Below are 15,660 nucleotides of genomic sequence, written 5' to 3'. Positions count from 1 at the left end.
GGGCAATGTCGCTCGACATAGCACGGCTGGTCGCCTTCAGCGGCATCTCGGCCACGGAGCTGCAGATCAGCGTGGCGTCGTCGAACATCTCGAACGCCGACACGAAGGGGTATACGCAGAAGACGGCCAACCAGGTCACGAACGTGACCGGCGGAATCGGGACCGGCGTTTCCATTACCGGCATTTCGAGCAATGTCGACAAGCTGCTGCTGAAATCCTTGATCGGAGCCAATTCGGAGCTCGGCGCGGCCGACACCACGAACAACTATCTGACGCAACTGCAGCAGCTGTTCGGCAGCGCGTCCACATCCGGCACCTCGACGACGGGAACGTCGCTGGCAAACTCGCTGGCATCGCTGGAGTCCGCCTTGTCGTCGCTGGCGAGCTCGCCCAGCAGTGCTTCGCTGCAATCGGCAGTCGTCAGCGCGCTGGATGACTTCGCCAGCCAGCTGCGCAGCACGTCGAGCGGTGTGCAGGCGTTGCGGGCCAACGCCGACAAGGACATCGCGTCGTCGGTTCAGAGCGCCAACGACGACCTGCAACAGATCGCCGATCTCAATGTCGAGATCCGCAAGATGGCGGCGTCCGGCCAATCGACCGCCGATCTCGAGGACGAGCGCAATGCCGCGTTGCAGGACCTTTCGTCCTATATGAACGTCAGCTACTACGCGGCGTCGAACGGCGACCTTCAGGTCTATACCTCGTCGGGGCGAGCTCTCGTCGACAGCTCGGCGCACACGCTGAGCTATACGGCCTCGGCGAATGTCTCGGCGGCGTCGAGCTATGCGTCCGGCGGCTTCAGCGGCATCATGGTCGACGGCGTCGACGTCACGTCGCAGATCACGTCGGGCAAGATCGGTTCGCTAGTCACGTTGCGGGACGAGACCCTGCCGGCCGCGCAGACCCAGCTCGATCAGCTGGCCTCGCAGCTGAAATCGTCGCTGAATGCGATCACCAATGGCGCATCGGCCGTTCCACCTCCGACCACTCTGACCGGGTCGGCGAGCGTCAGCAGTACGACGGCCCTGTCGGCGTCCGGAACGGTCCGCATCGCCGTGGCTGACCAGAGCGGCAATCTCGTTTCGTACGAGGATCTCGACCTGTCGTCCTATGCGACGGTGGGCGATCTGGTCACGGCGCTCAACGGCATCTCCGGGGTCTCCGCCTCGATCGATTCCAGCGGACACCTGTCGATCAGCGCCACGTCGTCGTCGAACGGCATCGCGATCAACGACATGACCAGCGCGGTCGGCGGCAGCGGCTTCTCCGACTATTTCGGCATGAATGACCTCGTCACCGGCACGAGCGCCGCCAATTTTGCCGTCAACAGCAGCATCCTGAGCGGCGCGGCCGGTCTGCCCACCGGCACGCTCGACGGCTCCGCGACGTTGACGACCGGCAGCCAGGTGCTGACGGCCGGCTCGGCGACGGTCATCGACGCGCTCGTTGACAAGCTGACCGGCTCGACCAGCTTCGCGTCGGCTGGCGGCCTGAGCGCAACGACCGGCTCGTTCGCCGACTACGCCGCGGCGATCGTCGCCAATGTCGCCAGCAAGGCGTCGCAGGCCTCCACTGCCTACACCGCGAAGTCGACGGCCCAGTCGAGCTATGCCAGTTCGCTGTCCTCGCAATCGGGCGTCAACCTCGACGAGGAGACGGCGCGGCTGAGCTCGCTGCAGAACAAATACGCTGCCGCCTCGCAGCTGATCTCCGTGGTCAACAGCATGTTCTCGTCGCTGCTCACTGCCGTGCAATCGACCTAGTCCGGAGTGCACATCATGACGATGCGGATTGCGACATTCTCGAACTCCGACCAGATGATCACGGGCGCGCTGCGGACGCAGGCGACCATGGCCAACCTCCAGGTGCAGGAGGCCTCGGGGCTGAAGGCCGAGTATCTCGCCGGTTACGGCGCCGACACCCAGCACGTCGTCAATCTGCAGGTCTCTGTCACGCGGGCGCAGTCCTACATCGACGCTGCGACTCTGGCGGACAGCAAAGTGCAGGTCATGTACTCTGCCGTGGGGCAGGTGTCGGACATCGTCAGTCAGCTGCGCACGGCCCTGAGCGCTGCGAGCTCCGGCAGCAGCACGGGAACCACGTCCGCGATCAGCAGCGCGCAGCAGTTGCTGCAGCAGATGTCGGGCATTCTGAACACCCAGTACGACGGGCAATATCTGTTCGGCGGTGCGCGGACCGCGACGGCGGCGGTCGATACGTCGAGCTTCGCTTCCGGCACGGGATCGTTGACCACGACGGATACCAGCTATTTTCAGGGCGACAGCGAGCTTGCCTCGGTCCGGGTTTCCGATGGGCAGTCGGTCACCTATGGCGTTACTGCCGACAATCCGGCGTTCGAGGAGGTCATGCGGGTCCTGAAGTTCGTGGCCAACAGCTCGACCCTGTCCGGAACCGACATCACCTCCGCGCTGTCGCTTGCCGATCAGGCGGTGGACGATGTCGCCACGGTACAGGCCAAGCTCTCCGATGCGGCGTCCCGGATCGAGAGCGCGAAGTCGCAGCAGACCGATTACAAGAGCTATGCCGAGAGCCTGGCGACCGACCTGACCAGCGTCGATGTGGCGGCGGTCACCGCCCAGCTCTCGACTTATCAAGCCCAGCTCACGGCGAGTTATACCGCCATCTCCAAGATCCAGAGCCTGAACCTGGCCAGTTACCTGCGTTGAGCCCCGACTTATCGCGCGGCGATGCAGGGCGCAGGGACCCGAGCAGAGCCGGATCTGCCAGGCGGGCCTAGACCTTGCCGGCGGCCGGCCTTGGGATCCGCATTCCCGGCCGATTGAAACCATGCGCCGCGCCGGAGGTTTGTTGACGGGCATCTCGTCGGCGGAACTCTCATGGACCAGATAACTCAGCCTCGAAGCTACGGCCATGGCTTGCGGCCCGTGGCGGACAATGTGTGGATCGTCGACGGCGGCCGGATTCGGGCCGCCGGACTGCCGCTCTCCGTGCGCATGACGGTGATCCGCCTGCCGAGCGGTGATCTGCTGCTGCACTCGACCACGCGCTTCACTCATGCGCTGCGGGAGGAGCTGGAGCAGCTGGGACCCATCAAATATCTGCTCGCGCCCAACGTCGCGCACTGGATGTTCCTGCCGGACTGGCAGGCGGCCCTGCCGAATGCGCAGGTCTTCGCTGCGCCGGGCTTGGCAGAGCGCCAGCAGGTTCGCCGAAGCGGCCTGCGTATCGATCGTGAGCTGACCGATGTCACGCCGGACGAATGGTCCGCAGATATCCAGTTGGTGCTCGTTGCCGCACCGATGTTCACCGAAGTGGAGCTGTTTCACAGGCCGAGCCGCACACTCGTCCTGACAGACCTCGTGCAGAACCTGGCACCGGAAGGTCTGGGCATCGTGGCGCGGACCGCGGCGAATCTGCTCGGGATCACCGCGCCTGATGGCAAGGCACCGACCCATCTGCGGATGCTGCTGCGGCTCGGCGGCCGTGCCGTCCGGCTCGCGGCGGCGCGGTTGATTGCGCTGGCGCCCGAACGCGTCGTCTTTTCCCATGGCCGATGGTTCGACACCGGCGGCGCGCACCAGCTGCGCCGCGCGCTCGGCTGGCTGCTGGATGCCTCCCCCGAGGCGCGCCGGCTGATGCGTGATCTGAAGGGAACGCGCGTCGTGGTGACGGGCGCCTCGAGCGGCATCGGCCGGGCGACGGCACTCGCCTTGGCGCGGGAAGGGGCCAGCATCGTGCTGGCCGCGCGGCGCGTGGACGTTCTGAAAGATGTCGCGGCCGAATGCGAAACCCTTGGCGGGCGCGCCATCGCCGTCGGCACCGACGTGACCGATGCAGCCGCGGTCATGCACTTGGCCGATCAGGCCGTGCAGACGTTCGGTGGCATCGATGTCTGGATCAACAACGCCGGAACCGGGGTGTTCGGCGCCTATCAGGACGCCGACATCGCGCTCCACCGTAAGACCATCGAGGTCAATCTGCTGGGGACGATGAACGGTGCCTATGCGGTTCTGCCGGTCTTCCTGCGGCAGCAGCGCGGAACCTTGATCAACAACATCTCGCTCGGCGGATGGGCTCCGACTCCGTTCGCCGCCGCCTACACCGCCAGCAAGTTCGGCCTCCGCGGCTTCTCGGCGAGCTTGCGTCAGGAACTCGCCGGTCACAAGGATATCCACGTCTGCAGCGTATTCCCCGCGATGGTCGACACGCCCGGCTTCGTGCATGGCGCCAACATGTCCGGCCGCAATCTCGGTCCAGGACCGCTGCTGTATCGGCCCGAGGACGTCGCCGAGACGTTCTTGCAGTTGATCCGCGCTCCTCACGACGAAGTCGCCGTCGGCTGGCCGGCGCGGCTCGGGCAGATCTCCTATGCCCTGGCGCGCTGGCCGACCGAGCGACTCCTGAGCACGGCGTTCCGTTTCCTGTTGTCGCGCGCGAAGGGCGCACCACGCAGCACAGGTGCCGTGTTGGCGCCGATCGCCGCTGGCACCGCGGTGAGCGGCGGCTGGCTCGTGCGCAAGAAGCTGCCGCCGGCCGGGCAGCTCAGCAGAATTGGATTGGCACTTGGGCTCGGAGGCATCGCGTTGGTTGCTCTTGCGCGCGCCCGCCGGCCTTCGCGGCCATCGCGCCGACATATTACCCGCTGATCCCCGGGGGCGTCCATGCTCGGCAAGCTCGATTGGTCGGCGATCCCCTTTGGCCAGCCCATCCCGCTCGTGGCCGCAGGCCTCGTGCTGGTGGCGATCCTCGGTGTCCTCGTATGGGTCTTGGCGAAGGGGTACTTCCCTTATCTCTGGCGTGAATGGATCACCAGCGTCGATCACAAGCGGATCGGCGTGATGTACATGCTGCTCGCCTTCATGATGCTGCTGCGTGGCGGCACTGATGCGATCATGATGCGAACGCAGCAGGCGGTGGCGTTTCATTCCAACGGCTATCTTCCGCCGGAGCACTACAACCAGATCTTCTCCGCCCACGGCACTATCATGATCTTCTTCGTGGCGATGCCGTTCGTGATCGGGCTGATGAATCTGGTCGTACCGCTGCAGCTCGGGGTACGGGATGTCGCGTTTCCCACGCTGAACTCCGTCGGCTTCTGGCTCACGGCCACCGGCGCGCTGCTGGTCAACGTGTCCCTCGTCGTCGGCGAGTTCGCGCGCACCGGCTGGCTGCCGTTCCCGCCCTTGTCGGAGTTGACCTACTCGCCGGGAGTGGGCGTGGACTATTACATCTGGGCGCTGGAGATCTCCGGCGTCGGGACCCTGGTCAGCGGTATCAACCTGGTCACCACCGTCCTCAAGCTGCGCACCCGGGGCATGAGCTATCTGCGCATGCCGATGTTCTGCTGGACCACGCTGGCAACGAACCTGCTGATCGTCGCGGCGTTTCCGATCCTCACGGCGACGCTGACGATGCTGATGCTCGACCGCTATTTCGGCTTCCACTTTTTCACCAACGAGGCCGGCGGCAACATGATGATGTTCATGAACCTGATCTGGGCCTGGGGACATCCCGAGGTCTACATCCTGGTTCTGCCGGCGTTCGGGATCTACTCCGAGGTGGTCGCGACGTTCTCGAGCAAGTCGCCGTTCGGCTATCGCTCGATGGTGTTGGCGACCATGGCGATCTGCGTCATCTCCTTCATGGTCTGGCTGCATCATTTCTTCACGATGGGGGCGGGCCCCAACGTGAACGCGATCTTCGGCATTGCGAGCATGATCATCGCGGTGCCTACGGGCGTGAAGATCTATAATTGGCTGTTCACGATGTATGGCGGGCGGGTGCGCTTCACGACGCCCATGCTGTGGTCGGTCGGCTTCATGATCACCTTCATGATCGGCGGGCTCACCGGCGTGCTTGTCGCGGTGCCGCCGGCGGATTTCCTGCTGCACAACAGCCTGTTCCTGGTCGCCCATTTCCACAACGTCATCATCGGCGGCGTGCTGTTCGGGGTGTTCGCGGGTGTCACTTACTGGTTTCCAAAGGCGTTCGGCTTTCGGCTGTATGAGAGCTGGGGCAAGGCGGCGTTCTGGTTCACCCTCATTGGCTTCTACGTGACCTTCATGCCGCTCTATGTCGTCGGCCTGCTCGGCATGACCCGACGGATGCAGCACTACGATGTCGCGGAATGGCGTCCCTGGCTTGCAGCTGCAACGTTCGGCACGGCGCTGCTCGCGATCGGCGTCATTCTTCAGATTCTCCAACTGGTCTTCAGCATCCGCGATCGCGAGCTCCTACGCGATACGACCGGCGACCCCTGGGACGGCCGCTCGCTCGAATGGGCCACGTCCTCACCGCCGCCGGTGTTCAATTTTGCGGTGCTGCCGAATGTGACGGGGCAGGATGCGTATTGGCGGATCAAGGAAAATGCAAAAGACCAGCAGCCCCATACGCGGGAAAAGGACTATCAGGACATCGAGCTGCCAAAAAACTCCCCCACGGGATTCGTCTGCGCCTTCTTCGCCACGGTCATGGGCTTCGCGCTGATCTGGCACATCTGGTGGATGGTGGCGCTCGGCGCAATGGGCGCGTTGGCGACATTCGTCGTGTTTGCCTGGCGCGATCACGACGAGTACGTCATCCCTGCGGCGGAGGTCGCCCGGATCGATCGGGGCATCATCGAAGCGCGGCAGGGATTCTCGTCGTCAGCGGCTGCCGGGGCCTGAGACCCATCGAAGGGAAGCTGCCGGTGCGTCGGGCCAGCCGCACGCACCGGCGAATTCACATCACCAGCGATGATGGGCGCGGATCACGCCATGGCCGTGGCGGTGATGGCCCCAACCCGGACCGCGGTAATAGCCGTAGCTGTGGCGCCACGGCCGCGGGCCATAGGAATAGCCGTAGCTGCGATAGATCGGGCGCGGCACGTAGCTGTAGCCGTAGCCGTAGCCGCCGTAATAGGGGCGGTAGGCCGGGTAGTAGCCGCCATAGCCGTAGGGATAGGCAGCGTAGCGATACCCGCCGTAGTAGGGATAGGGCGCGTAGCCGCCATAGTAGGAGGGGGCGGCGATCGCCGATCCGATCAGGGCACCCGCCAACAGCCCCGCGCCGATTGCGGCACCGCCGCCCCAGCCGCCATGCCAGCCGCCGTAGCGGACCTGGACGGCATTCGAGCTTTCGGCGCCCGGTTTGGCGGCTGCCGACAGCGACGTCAGCGGCGCAGCCGAGACCGAGTGCAGCGTGGACAAAGAAAGTGCGCCGGCGATGGCGAGCGTCGCGGCGGCTTTGAAGGTGACCATCCCGATGTCTCCCGTTGATTCAGGCTCATACTCAACCGGATGAGACGCACTTCGTTGCATTTGTCGCGGCGGACGTTTTGTCGCGCGCCATGGGTCCAGGCGGCGGTCGATGCCGGAGACCGGCATCGGCCTTGATGTCGCTACGGGCAGGAATGGCGCAGGCCGTCATTGCCGAGATAGGTGCCGGAGCCCGGGTCGTAGGATCGGAACCGCTGGGCGCAATAGGCCTGGGCGTTGGCGGCCTCGGCGCGGCTGTTGGCGATGGCGCCACCGATGATCGCGCCGGCCGCGAGACCGCCCAGGGCGGCGGCACCCGCACCGTAGCCGTGGCGATGCCCGCCATAGCGATGGCCGTAATCGCCGTGGCGATGACCGTAGCCGCCGCGCCAGTGGCGATATTGCACCTGCTGCAGCTCGGTCGCGTTCTGCGTGGCGGCGGCCGGCGCCGCGTGGTTCGGCAACGGCGCGGCGGCGAGCGGCGATGCGGCCGCGAGCGACATCGTTCCGATGGTGGCGACCGTCAAAAGTTTGCGCAGATCCATCTGCGTGCTCCTTTCTGTTCGTTGTGCCGGAGGGCAACGGCTCGCCGTCGCCCTCCGTTCCGCGCTGCAAAGGAGCATGTCGGCGGCACGAGGTCGCAGCCAAGAGCGAACCGTGACCGCAAGCTACTCGATCAGCGCGTCGAGCAGCGCATCCGGACATTCCGTCATCATCGTATGCCCCGCGCCGGGCAGCACGATGGTGCGCGATTGCGCGATTGCAGCCGCCAGCGCCTTGCCGGCCTTCAGCGGCGTCATCATGTCCTTTTCGCCGAGGATCAGCCGCGTCGGCACCTTGATCCTGGCCGCCGCTGCCAGCGCATCCTGATAGTCGTTGCAGGCGGAGAGATCGTTGAACAGCACGCCCGGCGCGCAGCGCTCCAGGGTCGCCTGCGCGCCGCCATGCATCCACAGCCCGGGCGCGCGGCTGCCGCCGAGCTCGGCGGCAAAACCGAGGCCCCAGATCGAGACCATGTCGATGGCGGCGTGATCGTTGGCTTCGGCGGCCTTCAGGAGGTCAGGTCCGACCGTCATCGCTGCCGCGGTGCCGATCAGGCTGAGCGCCGACACGCGATCGGGATGGCGCGCCGCGGCATCCAGCGCAATCAGCGATCCCATCGAATGCCCGATCAGGTGAGCGGGCTTCGCGTTCACCGCCTGCAACAGCGCGACGATCCAATCGGCCATGGCGGTGATGGTCGGCAGCGCCGGCCCCGTCGAGCGGCCATGGCCCGGCAGATCGGGCGCCAGCACGGCAAAGCCGTGATGGGCGAACCAGCGGCTGTGCAGCGCCCAGACCGAATGATCGAAGCCGGCGCCATGGATGAAGACGACGGCGGGCAGGGACGAATCGAACTCGCGGCCGCCCGTGGCGGCGAAGACCTCATGATCTCCGATCGACAGTTGCATGGGCTCACACCTTCTGCGAGGCGCGCAGCGCCTGTCCGAGATCGTCGATGATGTCGCCGGCCGCCTCGATGCCGACCGAGAGCCGGATCAGCTCCTCGCCGATTCCGGCCGCGGCGAGCTGGGCGGCGTCCATCTGCTGATGCGTGGTCGAGGCGGGGTGGATCACCAGCGTCTTGGCGTCGCCGACATTGGCGAGATGGCTGATCAGCTTCAGGCTCTCGATGAACTTGCGTCCCGCGGGACGTCCGCCCTTGATACCGAACGAGATGATCGAGCCGGCGCCGCGCGGCAACAGCTCCTTGGCGAGCGCATGGTCCGGATGGGTCTCGAGCGAAGGATGCAGCACCCAGTCGACGGCCTTGTTGGCGGTCAGCGCCTCCAGCACCGCGCGGGTGTTGGTGACGTGCCGCTCCATGCGCAGATGCAGCGTCTCGACGCCCTGCAGCAGATGGAACGCGTTGGTCGGCGACAGGCAGGCGCCGAAATCGCGCAGGCCTTCGGTCCGCGCGCGCATGATGAAGGCGGCCGCGCCGAACTGCTCGTCGAAGACGATGCCATGATAGCCGGCATAGGGTTCGGTGAGCTGCGTGAACTTGGCCGAGGCGCGCCAGTCGAACCGGCCGCCATCGATGATCGCGCCGCCGATCGCGATGCCATGGCCGCCGAGCCACTTGGTCGCGGAGTGCATCACGATGTCGGCGCCTTGGGAAATCGGCTGGCTCAGATAGGGCGTGGCGAAGGTGTTGTCGATCAGGAGCGGCACGCCGGCCGCGTGCGCGATCGCCGAGACCTTGGGGATGTCCAGCACCTCGAGGCCGGGGTTGCCGAGGGTCTCGCCGATCAGGAGCCGCGTGTTCGGCTTGATCGCAGCGCGGAAACCGTCGTGATCCCTGGGCTTGACGAAGCTCGTGGTGATGCCGAAGCGCGGCAGCGTGTGCGCGAGCAGGTTGATGGTGCCGCCATAGAGCGAGGAGGAGGCCACGATGTGATCGCCCGCATTCAGAAGCGTGGCGATGGCCAGATGCAGCGCCGCCTGGCCGCTCGCGGTGCAGACCGCGCCGACGCCGCCTTCGAGCGCGGCGAGCCGCTCTTCGAGCACGGCCGTGGTCGGGTTGGAGATGCGGGTATAGATGTGGCCGGCGCGTTCGAGATTGAACAGCGCCGCGGCGTGCTCGGTGTCGTCGAACACATAGGACGTGGTCTGATAGATCGGCACCGCGCGGGCGCCGGTCGCGGGATCCGGGTGCTGGCCCGCGTGCAGGCTCAGGGTCTCGAAGGCGGGCGGTTTCGGCGGCGGCATGCGGATCAACTCTCCTCAAGCAGATCGCATCTTCTGCCACAGATTTCGCGGTCCGTCAGGAGCGGCGCGGTGCGCCGCCCCTGCGACATCGATCAGCCGCCGAAGCGCTGCGGGAACAGGCCGGCCGAGGCGATCTCGGCGATGGACAGGCGTGCGCTCGGCTTCTCGCGCTCCTTGAGCATGGCCGGCAGCTTTTCGCCATCGCCCTTGCGGCCGACCGCGATCGCGATCTCCACGGCGAAACCGGCGGGCACCCCGAGGGCCGTCTGCGCGGCGGCGACGTCGAAGCCGCTCATGCCATGGGTGATCCAGCCGGACAACGCGGCCTGGTTGGCGAAATTGGCCCAGGCCGCGCCGGCATCGAAGGAATGCGTGCGCGTCGGTGCCGGCTCGGTCTTGCCCGCCGGGATGAAGGTCTTCTTCGACAGCACGTAGACGATCGCCGCGGCATGCTGCGCCCAGCCGCGGTTGAACTCGACCAGCGGCGCCAGGAAGGTGTCGAACTCGGCCGAGCCGCGCAGCGCGTAGAGGAAGCGCCAGGGCTGCGAATTGTAGGAGGAGGGCGCCCAGCGTGCCGCCTCGATGAAGGTCAGGAGCTCCGTCTCGGGAAGCGCCTCGTCGCTGAAGCCGCGCGGCGACCAGCGATCGACGAAGATGCGATGCGCCGGATGCTCGGTGATGCGGCCGGTCGGGGGAGGAAGATGGGCAGTCACGGGTGGTCTCCTTCGTTCAGGCTCGTCGTCGGGCCTCGTGCCGCGCTTCGCTGCCGGGCACAATCTCGGCTCCTGTGTGGCTCACGGCGCTTTGGGAGTCCAGATCGCCAACGCCGATGTGTCCACCTTCGCCGGCAGCACGCGCTCCGCCAGGAAAGCGTCCGCGATCTTCTGCTGTTCCGACAGGCCGGCCGCGGTGACCGCGCCGACCTGGTAGGAGCGGTGGCTGTTGGCCTCCTCGACGGTGGCGGCATCGATGCCCCACAGGGCAGCGAGTTGGCTCGCCGCGGCGGCCGGATTGGCCTTCACCCATTTGCCGGTTTCGACGAGCTTGCCGTAGATGACGTTGAGGGCGTCGCCATGTCCGGCGGCGTAGTCGGCGGATGCGAGATAGTAGCGCTTGTAGCTGGCAAGCCCGTCGCTGCCGTCCGCGAGCACGCGCGCCCCTGACTGGCGGATGGTGCTGGTCAGGAACGGATCCCACGCGACCCAGGCATCGACATTGTTGCTGACGAAAGCGGTCCTGCCGTCGGCGGGCGGCAGATAGGCGGGGGTGATGTCCTTGAAGGTGAGACCCGCTTTGGCGAGCGCGGCGAGCAGCAGATAGTGGCTGCCGGCGCCCTTGGTCACCGCGATCTTCCTGCCTTTCAGCTCAGCGAGCGTCTTGGCCGGCGAAGCCGTTGCCACGAGGATCGCCTGGGCCGACGGCGAGGCGGCCTCCTCGGCGACATAAGCGAGCCTCGCGCCCGCGGCCTGCGCGAACACCGGGACGGTATCGGCGACATCGGCGCCGACATCGATGCTGCCGATGTTGATCGCTTCCAGCAGCGGCAGGCCGCTGGAGAATTCGTGCCACGACACCTTGATGCCGAGCGGCGCCAGCGCCTTCTCCAACTCGCCATTGGTTTTGAGGAGGGCGATCAGGGTCGAGGATCTCTGATAGCCGATGCGCAGCGTCTCGGCTGCGTCGGCTTGCGACGTGGCGAGCGCGCCGAGCAGGGCCGCGGCCATCATCAGGACGCCGCGACGGGCGAGATGCAAGGGCCGCGCGCGACGCAGGCCGCTGAAGGACGGTGTCATTCGGCAATCTCCCAAACAGGCGGTTGCATGCAATTGTCCAGGATCATTCGCAGGATCGTCAGCCCTGCGCAATCTTGCAGATCTGTTCATATGGAGAGGAAAGTTTCTCATGTGCCCATGCCGCGAGAAGTTTTGTTTTCTTGGCGCGCGAGATCTGACGAGACAGCCGTTCGCATCCTCGCCACGCGCAGAGCGTCCGAGAGATGTCTGCCGTTCGTCCCTCCATCGAGAGAGGGCACAGGGAAGGCCGGGCGTCGACTGACACCCATGGCCCGCGTGCAAAAAAGGAAGCACGCGGCGGTTACCACAGGATCAGCCGGACATCCGGCCTTCCCTGCGCAACGGGCTTACGGCTTATACGCGTTCTCCCCGGCGCGCCGAGCTTTCTGGCCACCGTCGCCTGCGCGAAGCCGAGCCTCGTCGCAGACTTGATACTAGCATCGGAGTATCAGGACCACGCGATTTCGCCGTCCGGCTCCCATCGTTCGTCCGCGCGCTTGACGCACGCTGCGACGAGAACCGGCCATCGCATCCCGCACCAACGTTTCGTGACGTTCGCGAAGCGCCCCTCTCGATCGGGCGGGATGGGGTGATACAACCATGAATTCTGAAAAAAAGAAACAAGAATATTTTTCGTCGCGGGACTGGACAGGGCAAATCAGCCTGAGAATGCGGGCGAATTCCGCTTCGTCGCGCACGCGCGAGGAGAAGCTATTGGCTCGTCACGCAAGCCCTGGGGCTTCGGCATATCACAATCAGCTTGTGCCCCTCTGCCGCGACGGCATGGCAGGCCCTCGGCCCAGCCATGCCGTCTTAGCGACTCTCCGCAGCGGTCTGGGCAGGCATGTCCGATCGAACCGCCTTGCATCCGCCGGCCGAAATGAAGCGCGGAGCTCATGAGCGGATTTGGCCGGAGCAGGAGCCGCGGAGCAGGCCCCATTCGGAGGACAGTCCGTGATTAGGGCGGACCTTCTGCGACCGAGTCAGCGGCGTCCGCATTCGTTTCCTTAAGGTGACATTGTCGAGGCCCGGCATCATCACGATACCTCCGACGTAGAGGCCGCACTTCCAGCGCCGCAGCCAACCGGCTTCGGCAACAGCAGCCGTCAGCTAATAGTTGAATTAGCCGTAGTTGCGCAAAAACGTAAACGCAACTAACATTTGGCGTCACGATTGCAACCTTTGATGGGCCAACAAGGTGTCAGTTCAAGGAACAGACAGAGGAAAGATTGCGCCAAATCTACTCGCGTTACAAGAAGCTTGGCAGAAACACCCGAAGTTCAAACAGCGGGCGTTGGGCGGGCGACGTGCGCTTGACGGATTTCACTATCAGCTCGCGGTTTCACTTGATCGTTTTTTTGAAGCCGTGTTGGCCCAGAATGAAGAAGCGGCGAGCGTTGCCTTCGAAGGTCTTAGCGACCTCAGTGAAAAGCGTGAAAGCCTCGTCTATCTCACACAGATCAAGACGACCTTGCGAAAGGAGTCCCTTCAAGATGCGATCCAAGAGGCCATCGCAGTGGACGAGTTTCTCGAGGAATGCTGCCCCTCTGTACGGAACAGTTTTCGCTTCAGGATTACTGCGCGAAGTTTACGAGGAAATGTTTCGTCTCAACCCGCGCGCCTGACTGCTTCAGAGCTCAAGCTCGACGCTGTTTCGGCAAAGCGATGGGAACATCTGCGACATCGATGTCTGCCCGTTGAGGTGGACGGTGCACCTGAAGTTCGTTTGGCGACTCGCCTTTGGAACGATGTGACCCACCCGACGACCCTTATTGACACCTGTATGGGTCGGCTCCTTCAAATGCTTCCCTCTGGCGTGTCGCCCGTGCAAATAGCGAAAGCTCTGCTCACGCTTTGGAACACGGCACGTCGACAAAAGGTGGCGCCTCTGCATCTGCTTGGCGCGACGGATCTAAAAAAGGATAATGAGCTGGTCCAGAGGCACATTGTGCACGGTGTTCGCCCCAGCCTGGCTGATGTTCGTGACGGATGTTTCATGGACCGTCCGGAGAAGCTCAAAGCGGTCCTGTCGACGATTCACGAGCGTTGGCTGGCGGATGCACAAGAGCGAAACGCGGTCGTCCCGGTGTTTTGGATAACGGGTCCTTCTGGAGCAGGCAAGAGTGTGCTTCTGCTCCAGATCATTAGCGAGCTCCTGGCGGACGGCCAAGTCGAAGCGGTCAATTATATCGAATCGTACGCGCATGCTCTACCTCGCGCTCTCGACAATGCTAGCGCTACCTCCCTCTCCATGCTGGTCGCAGGCGATGACCTCTACTCGCCGGAGAATCGCGATCCTGCGATATGGCGAGAAGTTGGCGAACTGACCGCAACGGCTCGCAAGTTCCCAAACCGGTTTGCCATTCTCACCTGCGGCCCCCTCGAGCAACTGAAAGCTTTTAGACGCGAGTGCGAACGGCATCGGGCGCTCGATCCGGTCGAAATCGTGGCCGAGCCCCTGACCCCCGAAGAGCAGGTTGCCTACCATGAGTGGTATCAGCAGCGCACCGGTGTCGATGTTCCTATCCGAAGAGAAGCGATTTTCGTCGCAGCCGCGTGGATTTACGAACTCCACCGCGAGCAGAGACTGACGCCAGAGGCTTTTGCCACCCGATTCGACAATCGTCTCCATGAGCTCGCCATTCAAGCACAAGGCCGTGCTGCCCTCATCCTCAATCTCTATGGCCTGAAAGCTCCGGAGGGGCTGTTTCAAGGACATCGGGCAGAATTGGCGCAATTGGTCGGCGAGCAGGTATGGCGTCTCAGCAATCCAAAATCTGGAACGTTGGCGGGCCGCTTCTTTCACCCCCAGATCAGCCGTCTGATCTACGATGCTCTGGTGCCACGCGGCGAGACAGTTCGGCGGGCAGAGGACATTTCTGTTGGGTTTGATGCAATGCTCGAAGAGGGCAAGCCAGCAGACGCGTTTCTCGGCTGGCTGGGCTCCCGCAAGATCGGCAAGGGTAGGACGCGTGGCGCTCTCATGCTTGACGAGACTATGCGTGTGGAAATCCTGAAGGCTTTGTGGCCATGCTTTCGCCGGCGAGGTCCTGAACATGAGATCACCCCACGTCTTTTCGCTTGGCAACAGTCGGCCTTGAGTGCCGAGGTCGATCTGAACGCGTCAGGCATCAAGGCTCGGATCCAATCCTGGTGGCATGACCTGGGCGAGGATGCCCCAGATTGGGGGCTTCTTTTCCAAATGGTGTGGGATATGGCCGCTCAAGAAGAGCGTCTGGTTCTTCTGAGCAGAGGGCGAGGTTGGCTCGGGGTATATCTCGAGGCCGGAACATGGCCTTGGATCAACAGGCGCTTGATCAGGTTTTCACCAGCGGATGCAGTTATCAGAGATCAGGCCTTGGCGTGGCTCAGTCGCAACACCGCGCACCAGTATTGCGCACGCGTTTGGTTGGATCTGTGCGAGACCACTCAGAGCTCACAGCAGCCAAGCTCGGAGCAGGCTGCCCTTGTTCGACTCGCCCTTCAAGCTATTCCGGCCCAACCTGAAAGCGCTGCAGATATTCCGATGTGGACCAAGACTGCTAAGCTCAATCCACCGGTTGCCGAGTTCGTTGACGCCGTTGCTCGCAAGTTGACAAAGGTACGAAATCCGTATCAGCACGAAAAGGGCGTTGAGTTCTTGCTGAGCCTCGTCCCAGCGACCGAGCTCATTGCAAATACAATGCCTGCGCTTCGCAGCAACATGGAAAACTTCGGTTGGCCCTACCTCTGGAGTAATCTCGCGCTAAGGTGTCCGAGAGAAGCCCGTTGGTTGTCGCTCGGCCGCGATTGGCTGACCGGTCGCGATAACGAGCCTGAGTGGAACTTCGTCTGGCAAAAACTGATCGATCAGAACTTCGAGCACGCGACGCTACTGCCGCGCGGCCGCGATTGGCTGA

General features: G+C 64.1%; 11 protein-coding genes. 5 read left to right on the top strand and 6 right to left on the bottom strand.

Annotated features, from left to right (window positions below; translation table 11 throughout):
• Window positions 1–5: 5 nt before the first annotated feature.
• The 4 genes from flgK (at window position 6) to cyoB (ending at window position 6,647) form a co-directional block, all read left to right on the top strand.
• Complete coding sequence (gene flgK / locus ACQR13_RS31140) at window positions 6–1,763, top strand: flagellar hook-associated protein FlgK (RefSeq protein ID WP_434863546.1); 1,758 nt, start codon at window positions 6–8, stop codon at window positions 1,761–1,763.
• Window positions 1,764–1,817: 54 nt separating this feature from the next.
• Complete coding sequence (locus ACQR13_RS31135) at window positions 1,818–2,687, top strand: flagellin (protein WP_434863555.1); 870 nt, start codon at window positions 1,818–1,820, stop codon at window positions 2,685–2,687.
• A 171-nt stretch (window positions 2,688–2,858) separates the two neighbouring features.
• Window positions 2,859–4,628, top strand: coding sequence for an SDR family oxidoreductase (locus tag ACQR13_RS31130; protein WP_434863545.1), 1,770 nt, complete (start codon window positions 2,859–2,861; stop codon window positions 4,626–4,628).
• A 15-nt stretch (window positions 4,629–4,643) separates the two neighbouring features.
• Complete coding sequence (gene cyoB / locus ACQR13_RS31125; protein ID WP_434863544.1) at window positions 4,644–6,647, top strand: cytochrome o ubiquinol oxidase subunit I; 2,004 nt, start codon at window positions 4,644–4,646, stop codon at window positions 6,645–6,647.
• Between the two features lie 60 nt (window positions 6,648–6,707).
• On the opposite strand, the gene ACQR13_RS31120 is transcribed toward cyoB, so the two are convergent.
• The 6 genes from ACQR13_RS31120 to ACQR13_RS31095 form a co-directional block, all read right to left on the bottom strand.
• Window positions 6,708–7,220: a hypothetical protein gene (locus ACQR13_RS31120; protein WP_316166954.1), complete on the bottom strand. Its 513-nt coding sequence runs from the start codon at window positions 7,218–7,220 to the stop codon at window positions 6,708–6,710.
• A gap of 140 nt (window positions 7,221–7,360) precedes the next feature.
• Complete coding sequence (locus tag ACQR13_RS31115; protein WP_316173087.1) at window positions 7,361–7,762, bottom strand: BA14K family protein; 402 nt, start codon at window positions 7,760–7,762, stop codon at window positions 7,361–7,363.
• Between the two features lie 123 nt (window positions 7,763–7,885).
• On the bottom strand, window positions 7,886–8,668 hold the full coding sequence (locus ACQR13_RS31110) for an alpha/beta fold hydrolase (protein ID WP_316166952.1): 783 nt from the start codon (window positions 8,666–8,668) through the stop codon (window positions 7,886–7,888).
• Window positions 8,669–8,672: 4 nt separating this feature from the next.
• Window positions 8,673–9,968 carry an O-acetylhomoserine aminocarboxypropyltransferase gene (locus ACQR13_RS31105; protein WP_316166950.1) on the bottom strand — a complete coding sequence of 432 codons (1,296 nt, stop codon included), beginning with the start codon at window positions 9,966–9,968 and terminating at the stop codon, window positions 8,673–8,675.
• A gap of 92 nt (window positions 9,969–10,060) precedes the next feature.
• Window positions 10,061–10,681: a nitroreductase family protein gene (locus ACQR13_RS31100; RefSeq protein WP_316166948.1), complete on the bottom strand. Its 621-nt coding sequence runs from the start codon at window positions 10,679–10,681 to the stop codon at window positions 10,061–10,063.
• 81 nt (window positions 10,682–10,762) lie between these two features.
• Window positions 10,763–11,761 (bottom strand): aliphatic sulfonate ABC transporter substrate-binding protein, encoded by a 999-nt coding sequence (locus ACQR13_RS31095; RefSeq protein WP_434840888.1) that lies wholly within the window; start codon window positions 11,759–11,761, stop codon window positions 10,763–10,765.
• Between the two features lie 1,198 nt (window positions 11,762–12,959).
• On the opposite strand from ACQR13_RS31095, the gene ACQR13_RS31090 reads away from it, so the two are divergent.
• Window positions 12,960–15,660, top strand: a 2,701-nt coding sequence (locus tag ACQR13_RS31090; RefSeq protein ID WP_434863543.1) for a hypothetical protein, incomplete at its 3' end; no start/stop codon positions are given.

The sequence above is a fragment of the Bradyrhizobium sp. HKCCYLRH3059 genome, from assembly GCF_051168035.1.
GTDB lineage: Bacteria > Pseudomonadota > Alphaproteobacteria > Rhizobiales > Xanthobacteraceae > Bradyrhizobium.
Note: the sequence above shows the minus strand (reverse complement) of the source record. Positions and strands in the feature narration are given on the sequence as shown.